Here is an 18,767-nt window from a genome sequence, read left to right as displayed (position 1 = left end):
GGAGGGACTAAGAAATTCCTCCAAGCCCCTCTCATTTATTAGCGTGAGATTGCCCCACTCTTATTTTTTCTTGTTTTTCGCCATTGCTGATTTTTGTTGGTTCACAATTTGGCGATAGACTTGTTGAACTTTTGCTTCGCTTGGACGTTGGCCACTGGCACCTAAAAGCGTACGAACTGCTTCAACATTCAAACGTGGGTTTGATGCAAATTCTTTTTCAAATTGACGACGAAGCAAGAACATTCCTGCAACCATCCCACCAAAGAAAGCTAAAATAATCAACAAAATTCCTAAAAAGAGATTCATACAATTTTCTCCGATCCATTATTTTTACATAACTATCATTATATCAGACAATCGCTTATTTTTCAATGTCAAAGCCGTAGAGTGTCGCAAGATAATCTTCTGGTTTTTCTGCTCGACGAATTAAACGGGCCTGCCCATCTTCTTGAAGCAAAACTTCTGCTGAACGCAACTTAGCATTGTACTGATAGCCCATTGAAAATCCATGGGCTCCAGTGTCATGGATCACGAGCAAATCTCCAATCTCCGTCACGGGTAGTTCTCGTTGTTTCGCAAATTTATCGTTATTTTCACAGAGACTTCCCACGACATCGACCACTTCAGTCGGTTCCTCTGGACGATCCATATTGGTGATATGGTGATAAGCACCGTACATAGCCGGTCTAAGAAGGTTCACAGCTGAAGCATCGACGCCCACATAGGTTCGATAGGTTTTCTTTTTATGAGTGACTCTGGTTACCAAGAGGCCGTGTGAAGCCAGCATAAAGCGACCAAGCTCGGTATAGATTTTCACATGACCAAGTCCTGCCGGTTTGAGAATCTCATCAAAAACGCGGTGCACGCCTTCCCCAATAATGGCAATATCATTTGGTTCTTGTTCTGGTTTGTAATTAACCCCAACTCCACCAGAGAGGTTGATGAAGCCCAAGTGGACACCTGTTTTCTCGACGACTTCCACTGCCAATTCAAAAAGTTGACGCGCTAGCTCTGGATAGTAGTCGTTGGATACTGTATTAGAAGCCAATAAAGCGTGAATGCCAAACTCTTCCACACCTAGTTCTTTCAACTCAATAAAGGCTTGGATCAATTGCTCCTTGGTCATGCCAAACTTGGCTTCTTCAGGATTGTCCATAATATCGGTTCCCAGTTCAAAAACTCCACCAGGATTATAGCGGCAAGAAATGACCTTGGGGATGCTAGTCACAGACTTCAAGAAAGCAATGTCTTCATAGGCATCCAGATTGATAGTTGCCCCTAATTCTCTAGCATAGACAAATTCATCAGCTGGCGTGTTGTTAGAAGAAAACATAATCTCTTTCCCACTAAAGCCGAGTTTATCTGCCATTAACAATTCCACATAGCTGGCGGTGTCGACTCCACAGCCCTCTTCTTGCAAAATTTTTAGGATCGATGGATTAGGAGTCGCCTTGATGGCAAAGTATTCCTTAAATCCTTCATTCCAAGCAAAAGCTTGATGGAGGGCACGAGCCGTTTCACGAATTCCTGCTTCATCATAGAGATGGAAAGGGGTAGGGAATTCTTGGGTCAGACTTTCTAATTGTTCACGGGTTACAAAAGGTGTTTTCATGAGCTCTCATTTCTATTCTTTAGTCACTATTAGTATAGCACAAGTCGGAAGACAAAAAAAGCCGAGGCAACTGCCCCAGCTCAGTCTCTCTTTGATTAGTCGTTTCTTCCGAAAATACGAAGAAGGCTGATAAAGAGGTTGATAAAGTCAAGATAAAGTTCCAAAGCCATCGCTACTGCCCAGCCTGTAGCAGGTTGACCATTTGTTTGATCATAGACATAGCGAATCTTTTGGTTATCCCAAGCTGTCAATCCTGCAAAGAGGAAGACAGAGATAATACTCAAGATATAGTCCATTCCAGAACTTCTCAAGAACATGTTCACAACAGAAGCGATGATCACACCGATCAAGACTCCCATCAAGGCACGTCCCATACCAGACAGGTCTTTTTTCACGACGCGTCCGATAGCTCCCATGACAATAAACATCAAGGCACTGACCAAGAAAGCCTTATAGACAGTCGCTTGCATGTAGCGAGCAATGATAAAGCTCAAGGTAAAGCCATTCAAAGCTGAGTAGATCAAGAAGATCGGAAGAGCAGACGGGCTATTTTTAACAGCCTTCCCACTTGCAACAAAGACCAAGATCAATTCTACAACGACTGCTGCGTAGTATACCATTGGTGCTGTTGTTAAGATTTGAACGAAGAAGTCTTGAAAGACTGTCATCATAAGACCAGACACAAGGGCTGAAATCCCTACACCGATCCCCACTAAGGAATAGATTTTGTTATAAAAAGCATTCAATCCACTTTGTTCTTGGATTACTGAATCATTATACATATAAACAAGTTCCTTTCAAATTTGTTTACTACGATTTTAACATTTTTCGATGAAAAAATCTCCTTTTGGCCATCTTTTTACGCCATGGTTCTGAAGCTTCCTTAACAGCCCAGTATTTATCCACCATCGTCACCACAAAAGATTCTTTGTAGCGAGGCGGAGCAAGGGTAGCTCCCCACATGTGTTTAATAATGATGTCTTCTTCCTTGGCATTGAGATCTGTAATCTTTCGCGCATTTCTCACGGCAATGCGGGGATGGATCCAGGCGTGACTCTTGGTAAACTTGGTCTCGCGCCAATCATAGTAAAAGAGGTCATGTAAGAGCCCGCCCCGAGCCGTACTTTTGGCATCCCAGCCAAATTTTTTTGCCAATTTATAACTAGTATAGCTAACATGAATGGAATGCTCCAAACGATTGGAATGAATATGGTGGGGAATGTCAGCTAATTTTTGAACCTTAGGATGCTGGATTAGATGGCCCACATAGGCCATGTATTCTTTGTCACGATGATATTGCATAAGATAACCACCTTTCGTTGATTGGCTCTCCCAATAAGACCTCCATCAACTTCTTCTTACAGGTTAAGTATACTGCTTTTTCTCAAAATTTCCTTAAAGAAAACATCAAAATTCCTGCTGCCACTGCAACATTCAAACTCTCTGCCCGACCTGGCATGGGAATATGAACCAGCTGGTCTGCTTGTGCCGCCATTTCCTGGCTGATGCCATTTCCTTCATTGCCCATAACAAGGATAAACTGATCGGTCTGAGGAAGCTGACGGTAGTCAATGGAAGCTTCTGAAAGCGTCGTTGCGAGAACTGCTAGATGTGATTGTGCAGCTCGCTCCAATAGTTCTTCCCGATCCAGTTTCCAGATAGGAATATGGAAATGACTGCCCTGCATGGATCGAAGGGTCTTGAGACTGTATAGATCTGCGGAGGCTTTCGATAGCATGACGCCATCAAAGCCAGCTGCATCTGCTGTTCGAATCATAGTCCCTACATTGCCAGGATCCTGTACATCCTCCAAATAGAGGAAGCGTCCTTGTAGCTGATCCGGAAGTTCTGGCTGCTCCAGAGCGATCTCTGCGACAATCCCTTGCGGAGTCTTCGAATCTACCAAGAGACTTAAGATCTCCGGAGTCACGACGGTGACTTTTTGGATGTCCTCTACCCGGTCTAAATAGGCTTCTAAAACAAAGACCTGCCGAATCTTCGCATGATTTTCTACTGCCTCTTCAAACAGATGCCAGCCTTCAATGAGATAAGAATCTGTCCGGTATTTTTTTTGATGTAATTTTTTAGCATTTTTGATTACATTATTTGATTTAGACGTTATAATATTCATAGAACTATTATAGCACAAAGAAAAAGAAGAAATCATGCCTCAGATAGATTTCTTCGAGTCAAGGAGGTCGTACATGCAAAAGGTAAAAATGATTGCCCAAGGACGGGTTCAAGGGGTTGGCTTTCGCTGGGGAGTGTACAGTCTTGCTTTAGAGATCGGTGGGATTACTGGCCGTGTCTGGAATAATGACGACGGAACGGTTGGCATTCTGGCCCAGGCAGAGTCTAGTAGCCAAATGGCCAAATTCATCCAAGAAATTCGCAAAGGTCCTACGCCTTTTGCGCATGTGACTTATTTAGATGTTACGCTCGCAAACTTTGAAAACTATACAGACTTCAGAATTGCAAATTAAGACTAGAGAACTATTGTGTATTTTCAAAAAAAACAGTAGAATAGAAAGGTAACATTAAAAAAAAGAAGGAACTATTTGTGAAAAAAAATAAACTTGCATTACTTGCATCGATGGGACTAGCTTCGCTTGTCTTCTTGTCAGGATGCGTGAGTGTCGATCGAAAAACCGGAAATCCGACTGGATTGATCTGGAATCTTCTTGGCCGTCCAATGGGCGAAGCCATCAAATTCTTTGCAAACAACCTTGGCTTGGGCTTTGGGATCGGGATTATTATCGTCACCTTGATCGTGCGTTTAATCATCTTGCCACTTGGTTTGTACCAATCATGGAAGGCAACCTACCAATCTGAAAAGATGAACTACTTAAAACCTATCCTTGGGCCAATCCAAGAGCGCATGAAGAACGCTAGCACACAAGAAGAAAAGCTATTGGCGCAACAGGAATTAATGGCTGCTCAACGTGAAAATGGAGTCAGCATGTTTGGTGGAGTTGGGTGTTTGCCGCTCTTGATCCAAATGCCATTCTTCTCAGCTCTTTTCTTTGCAGCTCAACACACCAAAGGGGTAGCAGATAGTAGCTTCCTTGGCATTGCTCTTGGCAAACCAAGCTTGCTCTTGACGGCTATCGTTGCGGTTCTTTACTATATCCAAAGTATGCTTTCTCTTCATGGAATTGAAGATGAAACCCAAAAGGAAAGCATGCGTAAAGCATCACTGATGAGTCCGATTATGATCGGTGTCTTCTCATTGATCTCTTCAGCTGGAGTGACTCTTTACTGGGTAGTCGGTGGGGTGATCCAAATTATCCAACAATTTGTGATCAACTACTTGATTCGTCCAAATCTTCGCAAACGGGTCGCTGAGGAATACAAAAACAATCCTCCAAAAGCGACTAGTCACCGCGTGAAAAAAGATGTCACACCAACTGCGACGACACAAATCCAACACAAACCAAAAAACAACCGCAATGCAGGAAAACAACGCAATAGAAAGTAGTACAAACTACTAAATTCTAGCGAAAATAGAGCAGCACTTGAACCAAAGGGTTCAAGTGCTTTTTTGATACCGTTCAGTCAGTCAACGTAGAATTTTCAGCCTCACAAGGAGATTAAGAGCACAAAAAAATAGGCCCTCTTGGAGAGCCTGCTTTTTATAGTTACGCTGTTTTTTCTACGTTCAAAATTTTCACTTGGTAGCTTCCAGCTGGTGTCTCAACAGTGACAACATCACCTGTCTTCTTACCAATCAATGCTTGACCAATTGGGCTTTCGTTAGAGATCTTGCCAGCAAAGGCATCTGCCCCTGCTGAACCGACGATGCTGTATACTTCCTCATCTGTTTCGCCAACTTCTTGGACTGTAACAGTTTTTCCGATCGCAACTTCGTCTACTGCAACAGCATCACTATCAACGATTTCTGCATAACGGATTTTTGTTTCCAAGCTAGAGATTTGACCTTCAACAAAAGCTTGTTCATCTTTTGCTGCTTCATACTCAGAGTTTTCTGAGAGGTCACCATATGAACGAGCGATTTTAATCCGTTCCACCACTTCAGGTCGACGGACCAATTTCAATTCTTCTAATTCTTGTTCCAATTTTTCTTTTTCTGCTAGGGTCATTGGGTATGTTTTTTCTGCCATTATTCTTCTCTTTCTATTATTTGAATGAAAAAGCTGTGGACGCGCCACATGCTTTTTCTAGTTTGAACTTGCTTGTGTCAATTTGCTATTGACGTGTTCTTCAACATTTTTATTGTGTTCTTCGTATGTCTTAGCGAAGAAAACTTCACCATTTTCGACATTTGCGACAAAATACAAGTAATCGGTCTTACTTGGGTTCACCGCCGCTTCGATCGCTGATACTCCAGGGTTATCCACTGGGCCAGGCATCAAGCCGGTATTCTTATAAATATTATAAGGGGAATCCAGCTCTGTATCGATCGTTGCATCTTCTTTTAAGGTCGTCTTTTGACCAAGTTTCCCTTCTGCATAAAGAATTGCAATATTACTTTGCAAAGGCATGTCTTGGTTCAAGCGGTTATAGAAGACACTCGCGATATCTTTGCGGTCCTGATCCGTCGCCCCTTCTTTTTCAACCAAGGAAGCAAGAGTCAATACTTCGTTTACATTGATGTTCTTGCTCTCAAGCGTTTCATAGTATGGGGTTAAGTTTTGATCCATTGCCGCAAGCATCTGATCGATCATCTCTTTCACTGTGGTATCTTTCCCATAGTTATAGGTAGCTGGGAAGAGATAACCTTCTAAACGGTAGCGAACACCAGAATCCTTACTTGGAAGACTCGCCAAGAGCTTAGGATATTTGGCCACCATCTTCTCAATAAAGGCATCGTCTTGGACAGCCTTCAAGAAATCTTCTTTCTTAAATGGAGTCTTGCCTGCCTTCTTAGTGGAGACATCGGCGGTGATAGCCGTCGCAATCTGATCAATCGTATAGCCTTCTGGAATCGTGACCTTTCCAAGAACTGGAGCCTGAGGAGTTTTGGTTCCCTCTTCTTGCAGTTTTTGGATGATGGTTTCTAGATCCATGCTCTTTTGCAAGTTGAAATAACCGGATTTGAAATTGCTATAATTCTTGAACTTGGTATAGTAGTTAAAGAACTGGCCATTTTTCACGAGCCCTTTTTTCTCAAGGATCGCGCCAATCTCACGATTACTTGAACCTGCCGGAATCTCAACCGTTACGAATTCTGTTGCATTTTTATCCATTGGTTTGACAGCTGAATGGATATAGGTTACTGCAAAGATCCCAGTAGCAACGATCACAATCAACAAAAGGCTGACTACTGTCTGCACAATTCGTTTAGCGATTTTATTTTGTTTCTTTTGTTTTTGTTGACGTTGGTTACGAGAAGAGCGCGATAAGCTTTTCTCTACTGGTTCCTGACTTGGTTCTTTTTTAGCAGGCTTTGTAAGCTCGCTCTGTTCTTCCACAGCAGGAGTCGCCTTTACTGGCTCCACTGGTTCTTCTTTGGGAGCCAACACAGATTCTTCTACTTTTGGAGGTGATGTTGCTTCCTCCTCCTCTTTCAGTGAAGAAGGGGTTTCAATGCTTCGATCAGGTAGATCATACTCTTTTTCGATCTTTAGAAGTTGCTCATTGGCCTCTTCTAAGTCTCTGAGGATCTGCTCTTTGAAGCTTAATAACTTCTCACTGTCTTGTGATTTATCAGTCAAATAATTGACCTCCCTCATCATAATCCTTAATATTATATCTTAAAAGATTTAGAAAAGCAATACAAATCGCCCTTCTTCTTCAAAACACCTATTTAATTAAGGTTTTCATTTTCCCAGACCAGATTGTACCAAACTTCGCCCGCATATTGGGATTCTGAAAGACCCTCATTGGTAAATCCTTGCTTTTCATAATAAGGAATCAAATAATCATGACAGGTCAAATTGATTCCTTGACGGCCCTCCTTAATCACAATCGCTTTCATCGCTTCAAGCAAAAGGGTTCCCACTCCAAGTCCTTGGGCTTCTTTAGCAATGGATAGACTCGTAATGGAAATAAAGCCCTTTTCTAAATGACTTAGATCTTCAACCTCTGAAAAAGAGGAATCGATCAAATAGCGCTCCGGTCTAACAGGTCCTTCTAAATAGCCTAAAATCTGACCCTCGCACTCGGCTACTAGAAAAGTCGTTTGGATCTTTTCAATGTGATCTTTTAAAATCTCACGCGCAATCGCTTCTTCTTCTGAGAAATTTTCAAGCTCAATGCGCTCGATGGCATCCAAATCCTGCAGCTCTGCCTGTCTAATGTGAATCTTTTCTTTCATCATTTACTCCTTCTATCGTTCCCAAACCATATGGATACCTCGATCAGACTCAGCTTCATCTCGAAATCCTTGCTGGGAAAAATAAGATAGTAAGTCTTCTGAACAATCGATCCAAATGGCTTCCTTTTCCTTTTGAACAGCTAGATCCTTTAAAGCAGCGATTAAAATAGAACCATAACCTTGACCTTGAAAGGCCGGTCTCACTGCTAATCGCAATACGATTAGGTTTCCTTTTAAAGGCTGGTCTTCTGTCGCCAACAAGTAAGCCACAGCATCCCCCGCCTGCTCTGCAAGCAAAGAAATGGCTTCCTTCGAACCTAGCGCTTCCTCAAGAATGGCTCTGTGCTCCTTTCCTTCATTGTCATGAAGTTCTTCTTCTAGCAACAGCAACTGTTCTTGATCAGCTGGGGTGATTGATCGAATTATCATCCTGCTTTCCTCATCTCATACTCCTTCAGTGGACAGATAAATTTGAGTCTGGAACCAATCGATTCCAGACTCAATCATCTCTTATTGTACACTATGTGTCAAACTAGATAATAATCGCTCAAATGAGTATTCATAGGTTTGAATATCTCCAGCTCCCATAAAGACATAGACCGCATTATCATGGTCAAGAAGAGGAGAAACATTCTCAGCTGTAATAATCGCTGAACGTTTGACAATTTTTGCTTCCAAATCTTCAACTTTCACATCGCCGTGATCGACTTCCCGTGCAGAACCATAGATCTGTGCCAAGTAAACAGCATCTGCTTGATTCAAGGCTTCTGCAAATTCATCTAACAAGGCAATGGTCCGTGTAAAGGTATGTGGTTGGAAAATAGCCACAATCTCTTTACTTGGGTATTTTTGACGGGCCGCATCCAAGGTTGCAATAATTTCCGTTGGATGGTGCGCAAAGTCATCGATGATGACTGTTCCATTGACTACTTTTTCAGTGAAGCGACGTTTTACGCCGGCAAAGGTCTTCAAATGCTCGCGGACCAAATCTAAGTCAAATCCTGCAATGTAAAGCAAGCCAATAACAGCTGTGGCATTCATGATGTTGTGACGACCAAATGTTGGGATATGGAATTGCCCCAAGTCTTCTCCACGGAAATGAACGTTGAAGGTTGAACCAGTCGTTGAACGAAGCAGGTTGCTTGCCACAAAATCGTTCGTCTCCTTATCAAAACCATAGTAATAAATTGGTGCTGATGAGGTAATCCGACGCAATTCTTTGTCTTCTCCATAAATGAAGAGTCCTTTGCTGATTTGTTTAGCATAATCGTTAAAGGCATTAAAGACATCTTCCAAGCTCGTGAAATAGTCTGGATGGTCGAAGTCAATATTGGTGATGATGCTGTATTCAGGATGGTAAGGCATAAAGTGGCGTTCATACTCATCTGATTCAAAGACAAAGTATTTGGCTGCCGCAGAGCCACGACCTGTCCCGTCACCAATCAAATAACTGGTATCAGTGATATTTGATAAGACGTGCGAAAGCATCCCTGTTGTAGAGGTTTTTCCGTGTGCTCCGGCAACCCCCATACTGACGAAGTCACGCATAAATTCACCAAGGAATTCATGGTAGCGTTTATAGGTTAGGCCATGCTCATCTGCATAAGCGATTTCCACATTGTTATCTGGACGGAAAGCATTCCCGGCAATGAGGACCTTGTCGCCTTCCAAATTTTTCACATCAAATGGATAAATTTGAATTCCTGCCTGTTCCAAGCCACGTTGCGTAAAGTAATACTTCTCAACATCTGACCCTTGAACCGTATGTCCCATTTGATGAAGCATGAGAGCTAAAGCACTCATCCCAGCTCCTTTAATTCCAATAAAATGGTATGTATTAGACATGTTTTCTCCTTATTCTTGATCTAGATGGGTTAAATCCAATTCTTGTTTGATTGGCTGTGGTTTCAACTTGTGCTGATCTTTATTGTATATTTGGCTAGTCTTTAAGAAATCATAATTGTTTTTCTTTTCAGTCGGTTCTGCCACTTCTGGTTCTCCTGCAGATTCGAACTCTGCAAGGATCAACTGATCTTGTCGCAATCGTTTGCTGTATTTCAATAATTCACCCGGGTTTTCCTTTTGGAAGGGAGCCGTTGGCTGACCAGGTTTCCGTTCTGAAATAAACGGTTTTTTCCGCTTACTTGTAGTAGCTGCTGGATCCGTTGTCAGATAGGGTGCTGTGCGTTTCTTTTTCAGATCCTCACGCGCACGCTCTCTCGCTTCCTCTGCATAACGATTGGCAGGGCTTTTTTTATCAATCGGCTCTTTAAAATCAGGTTTTCTTACTGGCCGTCTTTTCGGTAGGGGCTCTTCTAGTGGTTGATGGTAAGGATGCTTAGGTTTGGTGTTTTCAGCAATCGGTTGCCATTCCAAATAATTTTTATCCACATAGTCGCCTGTAATGTTACTAATCAAATCTGTTTCATCATACAGGTTCATGTGGGGCATCTCTGTTAACATCAACTCATTATCCCCTACTTGAGGAAAATATTTTTCTGTCATGCTTTCTTCCTTTCGACACTCCATTAATTATAAACTATTCACAGAATTTTTCAAGCTATTCTGACGGAATTCCAAGAATCTCACGAATTTCCTCAACCGATAAGCTGGATCGTGTTTCCGTTCCATCTAAAATCGTTGAGACCAAGTGTCTTTTGGAAGCTTGCAGTTCTTGGATTTTCTCTTCAATCGTACCACGAGTAATCATGCGGTAAACTTCAACATTTTGTTCCTGTCCCATTCGATGGGCACGTCCAATAGCCTGGTCTTCCACTGCAGGATTCCACCACAAATCGACTAAGATGACCGTATCGGCACCAGTGAGGTTTAATCCGACCCCTCCAGCCTTCAGAGAAATGAGAAAAGCATGGCGCTCACCTGCATTAAAGGCATTGGTCATTTCTTGACGATCTTTAGCGGGAGTGGAACCCGTAATTTTAAAGGAGGTCATGCCAAGCTGGTCAATTTCCTGCTCTAGGATATCCAGCATGCCTCTAAATTGAGAGAAGATCAAAACCCGGTGTTCGCCATCCTTGATTTGACCCAAAAGATCTCGAAGACTCTCCAATTTCCCACTATCTCCCTGATAGTCTTCCATAAAGAGGGCGGGGGTATCACAGATTTGGCGAAGACGCATGAGACCCGAGAGAATTTCCACCTTGCTCCGATTTAGTTCTTCCTCACTAGAGGTTCGAACCCGATCTTGAATTTGTTTTAATTGAGCCAAATAGATCGTTTTTTGACTTTCATCCAACTCATTGTGGTAGGTTGTTTCAATTAAGTCCGGTAATTCTTGGAGCACTTCATCTTTTTTCCGTCTCATGACGAAAGGTTTGACAAAACGCGCAATGGTCTCAGGACTCAATTTTAGAAATTCTTTTTTAGCCGGAAACAGCCCTGGAAGTACAATTTGAAAAATAGACCAGAGTTCTCCCACATGATTTTCAATCGGTGTTCCAGATAGGGCAAACACATGCGGAACTTCAAAGCCACGTAAGTGTTGGGCAATCTTGGTTTGGGCATTTTTCATGACCTGGGCTTCATCTAAAATCAAGTACTCATACTGATTTTTCTGGTATTCCTCCACATCTTGCCGGAAAGAAGCGTAACTAGTGATAACCACCTGTGGATTGGTTGCGATGAGTTCATCTCGGTGTTGCTTGAGACCGTAGACGACTGCCACTTCCATCTGAGGAGCGAATTTTGAAAATTCTTGTTTCCAGTTGTAGATGAGACTGGACGGTGCTAGAATCAAGATTTTAGTTTCAGTTTTAGAGACACTCGTTAAAAATGAAATAGTCTGCAGGGTTTTCCCAAGCCCCATATCATCCGCTAAAATACCGCCAAAACCATAATGATTTAGCATGGAGAACCATTTGACCCCTATTTCTTGGTAATCCCTCAGGGTCGCTTGGATTGTCATCTGAGGGAGGTGGTAATCTTCTGGATGAGTCAGATCATGAGCCAAATTTCGAAATTCATCTGAAAAATGAACATTGTCTTGATCTGCCAACAAATCAGATAGCTGATAAGCAGCAATCCGGCGAGCATGTAGTTTCCCACCCTTGCTCATTTTAGCTCGCAGATCTGCCAAGGCCCGACTGATCTTCTTGGTTTCTTCATCAAAAACAAGGACCTTCCCTGTATGGCTGACAAAATAATCTTCTTGCCCCACCAAAGCTTTGAGAACCTGGTCCACTTCAGCTGGATCCACACTTTCAAAGTCAAAACCGATCTCCAGTAGACTGCCATTGGTTTTAACATCAATTTTTGGACGCTCCACTTGATAAAGATCTAAAAGGCTATCAGAGAGGGTAACCTCTCCTAAGGCTTCAAAAGTCGGGATCTGTTGGTGAAAGAATGGATAGATTTGCTCACTTGATAAAGGACTTCTTTGGGAAGAAAAGTCGTCTGTAAAACCTGCTGCTAGCATGGTTGAAAAGACTTCTTGCTCCTTATCGAAATCACTGGAATAAGGAAGATTGAGGAGTTCCTCACGCGTGGTCACCGCACGATCCTGGTATTGAAAGACCACGTCCAGTAGAACAGTCTGGTCCTGTGCTAGATCAAAATGAAATTCTGGAGTGAAATCGTGGATTAAAAAGCTGGTCGGAGCCGTTATTTTCCCCAGTTTTTTGAACTCATTTAAACTATAAGAAAGCTTTGTTTGGTCCGTTGGATCAAAATGCAGACGTTTTTTGCGATCCTGATCCATCGGAAGATCTTGGATGGCCTTCCATAGGGTCCGCTGTTGGGGCGTCAGGTGATAGAAGACACCATTTCGAAACAGGTAAACAGCAGACTCGACAACCTTCACTTGTGGCTCCGTAATGATCAATTCGTAAAAATCACCATGGTCTTCCACCTGAAAATGAAAGAGCTCTTCCTCCTCATGGACATCCCGAAAATGGACTTCTTGAAAATCATACAAGCTATATTGCAAGAGGAAGGAATCCAAATTCATCAGTAATTCCACAGCTTCTTCAAAGAGAGTCGGTGGAAAATAAAGATGGCGCCCAGCATTGGGAAAGAAATCTTGCTCTTTCGATCCACCATCTGTGACCAAGCCTTGTAGGAAATTAATCACATCCTGACTAGCCTCATCAAATTCTAAGTAAGAAATGGGTTCATAATAACTTTTGCCAATTGCAAAGTGTCCTTCTTTCTGAAGAGTCTGCAAAAAAGCTAGCACATCTCTGATCACATAAGAGCGCTCGTCTGGCAAGCGACGAATGCGAAGAGTCCACAAGAATTGACCAGAGTATTCATCCTCCTGCCCAACAGTTGATAAGACATAGCGAGTTTCTTTCTTTTCGATTTTTGGAAGGACCTGGTCTAAAAACAAACTTCCAAAAGATACCTTCTCCTGAGTTTCCTCTGTCACAGTGGCATCTTCTTCAAGACTTGCAAGAGCTGCTTTCCCACTGTCATCATTCTTCAAAAAAGCTTCCACAGCTGCCAGATGCGTACAGAATTTTTTCTTTTGAAAGAAAGCACAGCTACAAAAAACGGCATCGTCATCCAAACTGTAACGCAAGCTTTCTTCTTCCACCCGAAAATATAGGTATTTTTCTTTTACTTCCTGAAGGGAAACTTTCCCAGCTTCATAGAGAAGGCTCCCTTGTGAACGAACCTTCCCAGGAATTAATTTTGCCATGTTTACCACCTTAGATTAATCCCTTTATTATACCATATTTAAGAATAAATTAGAAAAAATAGTTATCATCTTGAAAGGATTTTAGCCCGTTTTTCACCTGATTTCGTAACACTCTCAGTTCAAACAGCTATCCCTAATATTTATCTGTTAACTGTTTGATCAAATAGCTAAACAAAGGGAATAGCAAAATCCCGATTGCTCATAGAGAAAAGAAAAAACATGACCTTATTTTTTAATAAAATCCCCAGCAATAGGATCAAGAGCTCCAAGCTTACGATCGAACCGAGAAACAAGAGATACAGATAGATTTTAAATAATAAGTACACAAACCTAAAGCTCTCATGATGTTCATGAGTTTACTCTTCTCAACCTTAAAAAAAGCTAAGGAATAAAGCATATCCGGACGATGATACTACGCATCTGACTATCCTCTACTTCATTTTACCAGCTTATTAAAAAAAGCAACGCTTATGCGCTACTTTTAGTTGTTTTCATAGATGGAAGAATGAGCATTTTATCATTTGAAATATCCTTCTCCACTTTGATCCATTTGTCTCGTATTCCCTACTTCCGTTTTCGCGCAATCAAATGGATTGGAGTTCCTTCAAAAACAAAGGCCTTGCGAATTTGGTTCTCCAAGAAACGGAGGTATGAGAAGTGCATCAGTTCTTCTTCGTTAACAAAGACCACAAAAGTTGGCGGCTTGGTTGCCACTTGTGTCGCATAGAAGATCTTGAGGCGTTTTCCTTTGTCGGTCGGCGTTGGATTAATGGCAATGGCATCCATAATCACATCGTTCAAGACAGCTGAAGGAATCCGTGTATTTTGACTCTCACTAATCTGTTTGATCATCTCTGGCAACTTGTGCAAGCGTTGTTTGGTCAAGGCAGAGACAAAGACAATCGGCGCATATGAAAGGTATTGGAATTGATCACGAATGTCATCTTCCCACTGCTTCATGGTATGGTTGTCTTTTTCAATGGTATCCCATTTGTTGACAACAATGATCATACCTTTACCAGCTTCATGAGCAAAGCCAGCGATCCGCTTGTCATACTCCCGAATCCCTTCTTCGGCATTAATGACCATCAAAACCACATCTGAACGGTCGATGGCACGCATGGCACGCATGACAGAATATTTCTCAGTGTTTTCATAGATTTTACCAGATTTGCGCATACCAGCTGTATCGATCATGGTAAATTCTTGGCCATCTGCATCGGTAAAATGGGTATCGATGGCATCCCGTGTGGTTCCAGCAACAGGGCTTGCGATGACCCGGTCTTCTCCTAGGATCGCATTGATCAAGCTTGATTTCCCAACATTTGGGCGACCAATCAAGCTAAATTTGATGATATCTGGATTTTCTTCTTCTGTTTCATTCGGAAGATTTTCAATGATGGCATCAAGTACATCCCCAGTTCCGATCCCGTGGACAGAGGATACCGGTAATGGTTCACCCAGTCCCAAGGCATAAAAGTCATAGATATCATTGCGCATCTCTGGGTTATCCACCTTGTTGACTGCAAGAATGACCGGTTTATGAGTCTTATACAAGATACGAGTGACATATTCATCCGCATCCGTGATCCCTTCTTTTCCAGAAACAACAAAGACGATCACATCTGCTTCGTCCATGGCAATTTCTGCCTGATGCTTGATTTGCTCCATAAATGGGGCATCTACGTCATCAATCCCCCCTGTATCAATGATACTAAATTTTCGATTCAACCACTCAGCTGTTGCATAAATGCGGTCACGAGTGACTCCTTCTACATCCTCAACGATGGAAATCCGCTCACCGGCAATCCGGTTAAAGAGTGTAGATTTTCCGACATTGGGACGGCCTACAATCGCAATAGTTGGTAGGGCCATGATTTCCTCTTTTCTAATGAAAGGCGAGATTTCGGTTCAAGAACGCCTCTCTTCATTTCATAATAGTTTGTGTTTTTCTAGTAGTTTTTTGGTCTCTTCTTGTTCAGGTTGACCAAATTGAGCTGCAAGGCGCTCGCTCCAGCTGTCTGTTACACGCGCTCCAGCATAATCTGCCTGAACCTTGTCATAGGCAGTCACAACTGATAGGTCTTGTTCTTGGTATTCTTCTTCAAAAGCAACCTGCTCCAATGGCAAGCGTGGTTTCACTGCATGTTGCTGGTTGGGTACTCCGAGAGCAATCCCAAAAACAGGGTAGGTATAGTCTGGCAGACGGAAGAGTTCTGAGACTTCTTCTGAACAGTAGCGCAACATGCCGATAATCACTCCACCATAGCCGAGACTTTCAGCTGCCAATAGCGTATTTTGAGCTGCTAGAGCCGCATCCACTGAGGTGATCAGTAAGTTGTCCACCCCTTCAGGATGGAAATCCTGCTCATGGAGTTTGACAGCTTTTTCAGCGCGGTTTAAATCACCAACAAAGAGAAGAAAGACGTCTGATTGGCGAATCGCTTCTTGAGGAAGCAAGTCGTAAAGAGCTTCTTTCTTTTCCTTGCTTTTGACCACAATCACAGAATAAGACTGAAAGTTTTTCCAACTTGATGCCATCTGCCCAGCTGATAAGATTTCCTTGAGGTCAGCTTCTTTGATGGCTTCTTCCTTAAAACGGCGAACAGAAAAATGAGATTTCATTAAACGGATGGTTTCATTCATCGGCGATTCACTCCTTCCAAATGGATTTCCTTGGCTAAAAATTTCACGCGCTCCATGACACGTTTGGCCTGCCATGTTTCATCTCCATTGCGCGAAACCGCAAAATGACGCTCCAACTCTTCAAAATTAAAGTTAGAAGTAAAGAAGGTTGGGAGATTTTCCTGCATCCGGTGTTGCAGAATCACCTGTAAAATTTCATCTCGCACCCAGGCTGACATCTGTTCCGCACCGATATCATCAAGAATTAAAATTTCGGCTTTTTTCACCTGATCGACGGTTTCTTTGACCAAGCCCGAACTGATTGCATTTTTGACATCGATAGCAAAACTTGGGAAATGAAGTAGGGTAGTTGAGGCCTGGCGCTTTTCGGATAAATCATGAGCCAAAGCTGCCATCATGTAGCTCTTTCCTACTCCGAAATCACCATAGAGGTAGATCCCCTTTTGATATTCAGGATAGTTGGCCACAAAATTGGCTAATTCTTCAAAAGCCTCGAAACGTCCTTTATCATCGAGCTCTACCTTGGCTAGACTCGCTTCTTTCAAGGTCGAAGGGAGATTGATCAAGTTAAGACGTTGGTTGATTGCAGCTCGTTTTTGGGCTTCGATTAACTCTGGCGTTTCCTCATAAGCGACATCCGCATAGCCTTCATTCATGGTGAGGATGGGCTTATAACCTTTGGCAATATAATCCGAATCTCCCAATAAGAAACGATTGCGTTCACTAATGTATTGATTAAATTTTGAAATACTACGTCGAATTTCTTGCTCAGACAAAGACTGGTCCTTAATAAAGGCAGCAACTTCTTGATCTGCCAAGATCTGTGCGACCAAATCCTCATAGTTAAATTGACGTGCACGGTTCATGTGAGACATGGTTTGACCTACACTTTCCATCTACTCACCTCCTTGATTCAGTTTTTCTAACAGGCGTTGTTTCTCTTTAGCAAGATCCACCTTTTCTGCTTGACTGGTCTGATTTTGATAATTTGGTTGACTCCACTTGGGAACATTGCTGTGCTTGCCATTGGCTGATGTAGGACTCGTCCCCTTGTTTCCTTGAGCCTTAGCTTGCTCCTGGCGTTCTCGAACTTTTAAAATCGCTAGTTCTGCACTGTTGACCCCTTGATAAGAAAAATCATTTCCTACCTTCAAAGCATACTTTTCATTGAGATTAGCAGACTGGGTCTTGTTAAAGGTCAACAATAAGATAATATTGATCACCTCATCTAGTAAGCCTAGATCAGCTAACTTGGATAAAGTCTTGCGTTCGCTCTGCGTAATGGTCGCATTGCGCGCCTTCTTAATCTCCGCTAGAAATTGTAAGCTGGATTTTGCCTTAGCTTCCCTCAGAATAGTTTCTTCCTGACGGCTATAGGACATACGTGGTCGTTCCTGGCTAGCCTGAGCCAACTTTTGCTTCATTCTCTTTGGAGAGACAATCCGGTCTACAGCTGTTTCTTTGGCTAAAAGATAGGTTTCATACCAGGTCCATTGCTGCTCTTCTGCGATGGCAAAGAGGGCTAGGGTTGCTTCTCCTTCATCCGCAAAACGAAGTCCATCACGCCCCATCATTCGCTTAAACATCTCCATATCAAACTGCTGTTTCTTACTTGGAACAACAGTCGCTTCCCCAGCATCTAGTCCAAAGACTTGCGAGAAGGAAACTTGCCTTCTACTCCCTAAAGAGCGCGCTGGGAGCAAATCCTCTACGGCCTTTTCCCCGATTTTCTTTTCAAGCAAGCGTTTATAGACGGCATTGGAAAAGAATTGCTCCGCCTCAAGAGGAGCGTGCAACTGGATCGCGATGCCAGCTTCCTCCTCAAAGATATCGATCAATCCCATAGCAATCAAACGATCAAAAGCAAGTAACAATTGAGGAAACCCCATATCAATGTGGTTTAAGATTTGGGCAAGTAGATGTTTCTTTTCACCTTGATCATAAGATGCGAGCAGAAAGCGATAGACCGTCACGGTTTCCATCTCTAAAATAGGCAGGTAATACTGCTCTAATGCAGGCCCTGCCGGTGGAAGAATGTTATTTTTTAAAAATGAGAACGGAGTATTGGGCTTCATCTATTTTTCCTTTTTCTTCTTGGTTCCCTTCGTGATTTGTTTCAAGAGGGTCTCTAATTCACCGACATCCTTGAAACTCCGGTAAACACTAGCAAAACGGACATAGGTAATCTCATCAAGGTCCGCTAACTCATCCATAACTAAAGAACCAATACACTCACTATTAATTTCATTATCACTTTGGCTGCGAACCTTTTGCTCGATCCGGTTTACAATTTCTTCGATTTCATCACTGGATACAGGTCGTTTTTGTGCCGATCGGATAATACCATTAAAGATTTTATCACGAGAAAATTGCTCACGTGTTCCATCCTTTTTAACAACCACTAGGGTCCGTTCTTCCACTCGTTCGTAGGTAGTAAAGCGATAATGGCATTCTTCGCATTCACGACGACGACGAATGGTGTTCCCGTCTTCAGCTTGTCGACTATCCACCACACTAGACTTACTTCCACCACATTTTGGACAACGCATTTGCTACCTCCTTAAACTGTTTTA

19 protein-coding genes are annotated in these 18,767 nt (G+C 42.6%); 2 read left to right on the top strand and 17 right to left on the bottom strand.

From position 1 onward, the window contains the following. Positions 1–60: 60 nt before the first annotated feature. From PCY07_RS06455 to PCY07_RS06435, 5 genes are all read right to left on the bottom strand, one after another. Complete coding sequence (locus tag PCY07_RS06455) at positions 61–306, bottom strand: YneF family protein (RefSeq protein WP_003005109.1); 246 nt, start codon at positions 304–306, stop codon at positions 61–63. Positions 307–361: 55 nt separating this feature from the next. Continuing rightward, positions 362–1,612, bottom strand: coding sequence for a diaminopimelate decarboxylase (locus PCY07_RS06450; protein ID WP_301355594.1), 1,251 nt, complete (start codon positions 1,610–1,612; stop codon positions 362–364). Positions 1,613–1,707: 95 nt separating this feature from the next. Then, on the bottom strand, positions 1,708–2,394 hold the full coding sequence (locus tag PCY07_RS06445) for a Bax inhibitor-1/YccA family protein (RefSeq protein WP_003008369.1): 687 nt from the start codon (positions 2,392–2,394) through the stop codon (positions 1,708–1,710). Positions 2,395–2,422: 28 nt separating this feature from the next. After that, positions 2,423–2,914, bottom strand: coding sequence for an HD domain-containing protein (locus tag PCY07_RS06440; protein ID WP_049488449.1), 492 nt, complete (start codon positions 2,912–2,914; stop codon positions 2,423–2,425). An 82-nt stretch (positions 2,915–2,996) separates the two neighbouring features. Continuing rightward, complete coding sequence (locus PCY07_RS06435) at positions 2,997–3,743, bottom strand: RNA methyltransferase (RefSeq protein ID WP_156671857.1); 747 nt, start codon at positions 3,741–3,743, stop codon at positions 2,997–2,999. A gap of 73 nt (positions 3,744–3,816) precedes the next feature. Here PCY07_RS06435 and PCY07_RS06430 point away from each other — a divergent pair, with 73 nt between their 5' ends. Continuing rightward, positions 3,817–4,095: an acylphosphatase gene (locus tag PCY07_RS06430; protein WP_049488447.1), complete on the top strand. Its 279-nt coding sequence runs from the start codon at positions 3,817–3,819 to the stop codon at positions 4,093–4,095. Between the two features lie 77 nt (positions 4,096–4,172). After that, complete coding sequence (yidC, locus tag PCY07_RS06425) at positions 4,173–5,090, top strand: membrane protein insertase YidC (protein ID WP_003008377.1); 918 nt, start codon at positions 4,173–4,175, stop codon at positions 5,088–5,090. A gap of 160 nt (positions 5,091–5,250) precedes the next feature. Here yidC and greA read toward each other — a convergent pair whose 3' ends face one another. From greA to nrdR, 12 genes are all read right to left on the bottom strand, one after another. Beyond that, the gene (greA, locus tag PCY07_RS06420; protein ID WP_003017372.1) at positions 5,251–5,733 is read right to left on the bottom strand and encodes a transcription elongation factor GreA; all 483 of its coding nucleotides are present in this window, start codon (positions 5,731–5,733) and stop codon (positions 5,251–5,253) included. Between the two features lie 57 nt (positions 5,734–5,790). After that, positions 5,791–7,305, bottom strand: coding sequence for an endolytic transglycosylase MltG (gene mltG, locus PCY07_RS06415; RefSeq protein WP_061604296.1), 1,515 nt, complete (start codon positions 7,303–7,305; stop codon positions 5,791–5,793). A gap of 74 nt (positions 7,306–7,379) precedes the next feature. After that, on the bottom strand, positions 7,380–7,889 hold the full coding sequence (locus PCY07_RS06410) for a GNAT family N-acetyltransferase (protein ID WP_301355590.1): 510 nt from the start codon (positions 7,887–7,889) through the stop codon (positions 7,380–7,382). A 12-nt stretch (positions 7,890–7,901) separates the two neighbouring features. Further along, positions 7,902–8,318: a GNAT family N-acetyltransferase gene (locus PCY07_RS06405; RefSeq protein WP_003017379.1), complete on the bottom strand. Its 417-nt coding sequence runs from the start codon at positions 8,316–8,318 to the stop codon at positions 7,902–7,904. Positions 8,319–8,399: 81 nt separating this feature from the next. Continuing rightward, positions 8,400–9,734: a UDP-N-acetylmuramate--L-alanine ligase gene (gene murC, locus PCY07_RS06400; RefSeq protein WP_049498395.1), complete on the bottom strand. Its 1,335-nt coding sequence runs from the start codon at positions 9,732–9,734 to the stop codon at positions 8,400–8,402. A gap of 9 nt (positions 9,735–9,743) precedes the next feature. Next, complete coding sequence (locus PCY07_RS06395) at positions 9,744–10,394, bottom strand: hypothetical protein (RefSeq protein ID WP_003017389.1); 651 nt, start codon at positions 10,392–10,394, stop codon at positions 9,744–9,746. 55 nt (positions 10,395–10,449) lie between these two features. Continuing rightward, complete coding sequence (locus PCY07_RS06390) at positions 10,450–13,548, bottom strand: DEAD/DEAH box helicase (protein WP_301355587.1); 3,099 nt, start codon at positions 13,546–13,548, stop codon at positions 10,450–10,452. Positions 13,549–14,112: 564 nt separating this feature from the next. Then, entirely contained in the window at positions 14,113–15,423 is a 1,311-nt protein-coding gene (gene der, locus PCY07_RS06385) for a ribosome biogenesis GTPase Der (RefSeq protein ID WP_003005632.1), read from the bottom strand. Between the two features lie 57 nt (positions 15,424–15,480). Continuing rightward, the gene (locus PCY07_RS06380; protein ID WP_041826426.1) at positions 15,481–16,194 is read right to left on the bottom strand and encodes a nitroreductase family protein; all 714 of its coding nucleotides are present in this window, start codon (positions 16,192–16,194) and stop codon (positions 15,481–15,483) included. Then, positions 16,191–17,090, bottom strand: a complete 900-nt coding sequence (gene dnaI / locus PCY07_RS06375) for a primosomal protein DnaI (RefSeq protein WP_003017387.1) — start codon at positions 17,088–17,090, stop codon at positions 16,191–16,193. Before dnaI ends, PCY07_RS06380 begins: the two co-directional genes overlap by 4 nt. Next, a complete protein-coding gene (locus tag PCY07_RS06370; RefSeq protein WP_301355584.1) occupies positions 17,091–18,269 on the bottom strand; it encodes a DnaD domain protein in 1,179 nt (392 codons plus the stop codon). Next, positions 18,270–18,743 (bottom strand): transcriptional regulator NrdR, encoded by a 474-nt coding sequence (nrdR, locus tag PCY07_RS06365; protein WP_003017391.1) that lies wholly within the window; start codon positions 18,741–18,743, stop codon positions 18,270–18,272. It abuts the gene before it with no gap. Positions 18,744–18,767: the final 24 nt, after the last annotated feature.

It is taken from the genome of Streptococcus sp. SP1, from assembly GCF_030440005.1.
GTDB lineage: Bacteria > Bacillota > Bacilli > Lactobacillales > Streptococcaceae > Streptococcus > Streptococcus parasanguinis.
This window is presented reverse-complemented; position numbering and strand designations above follow the sequence as displayed.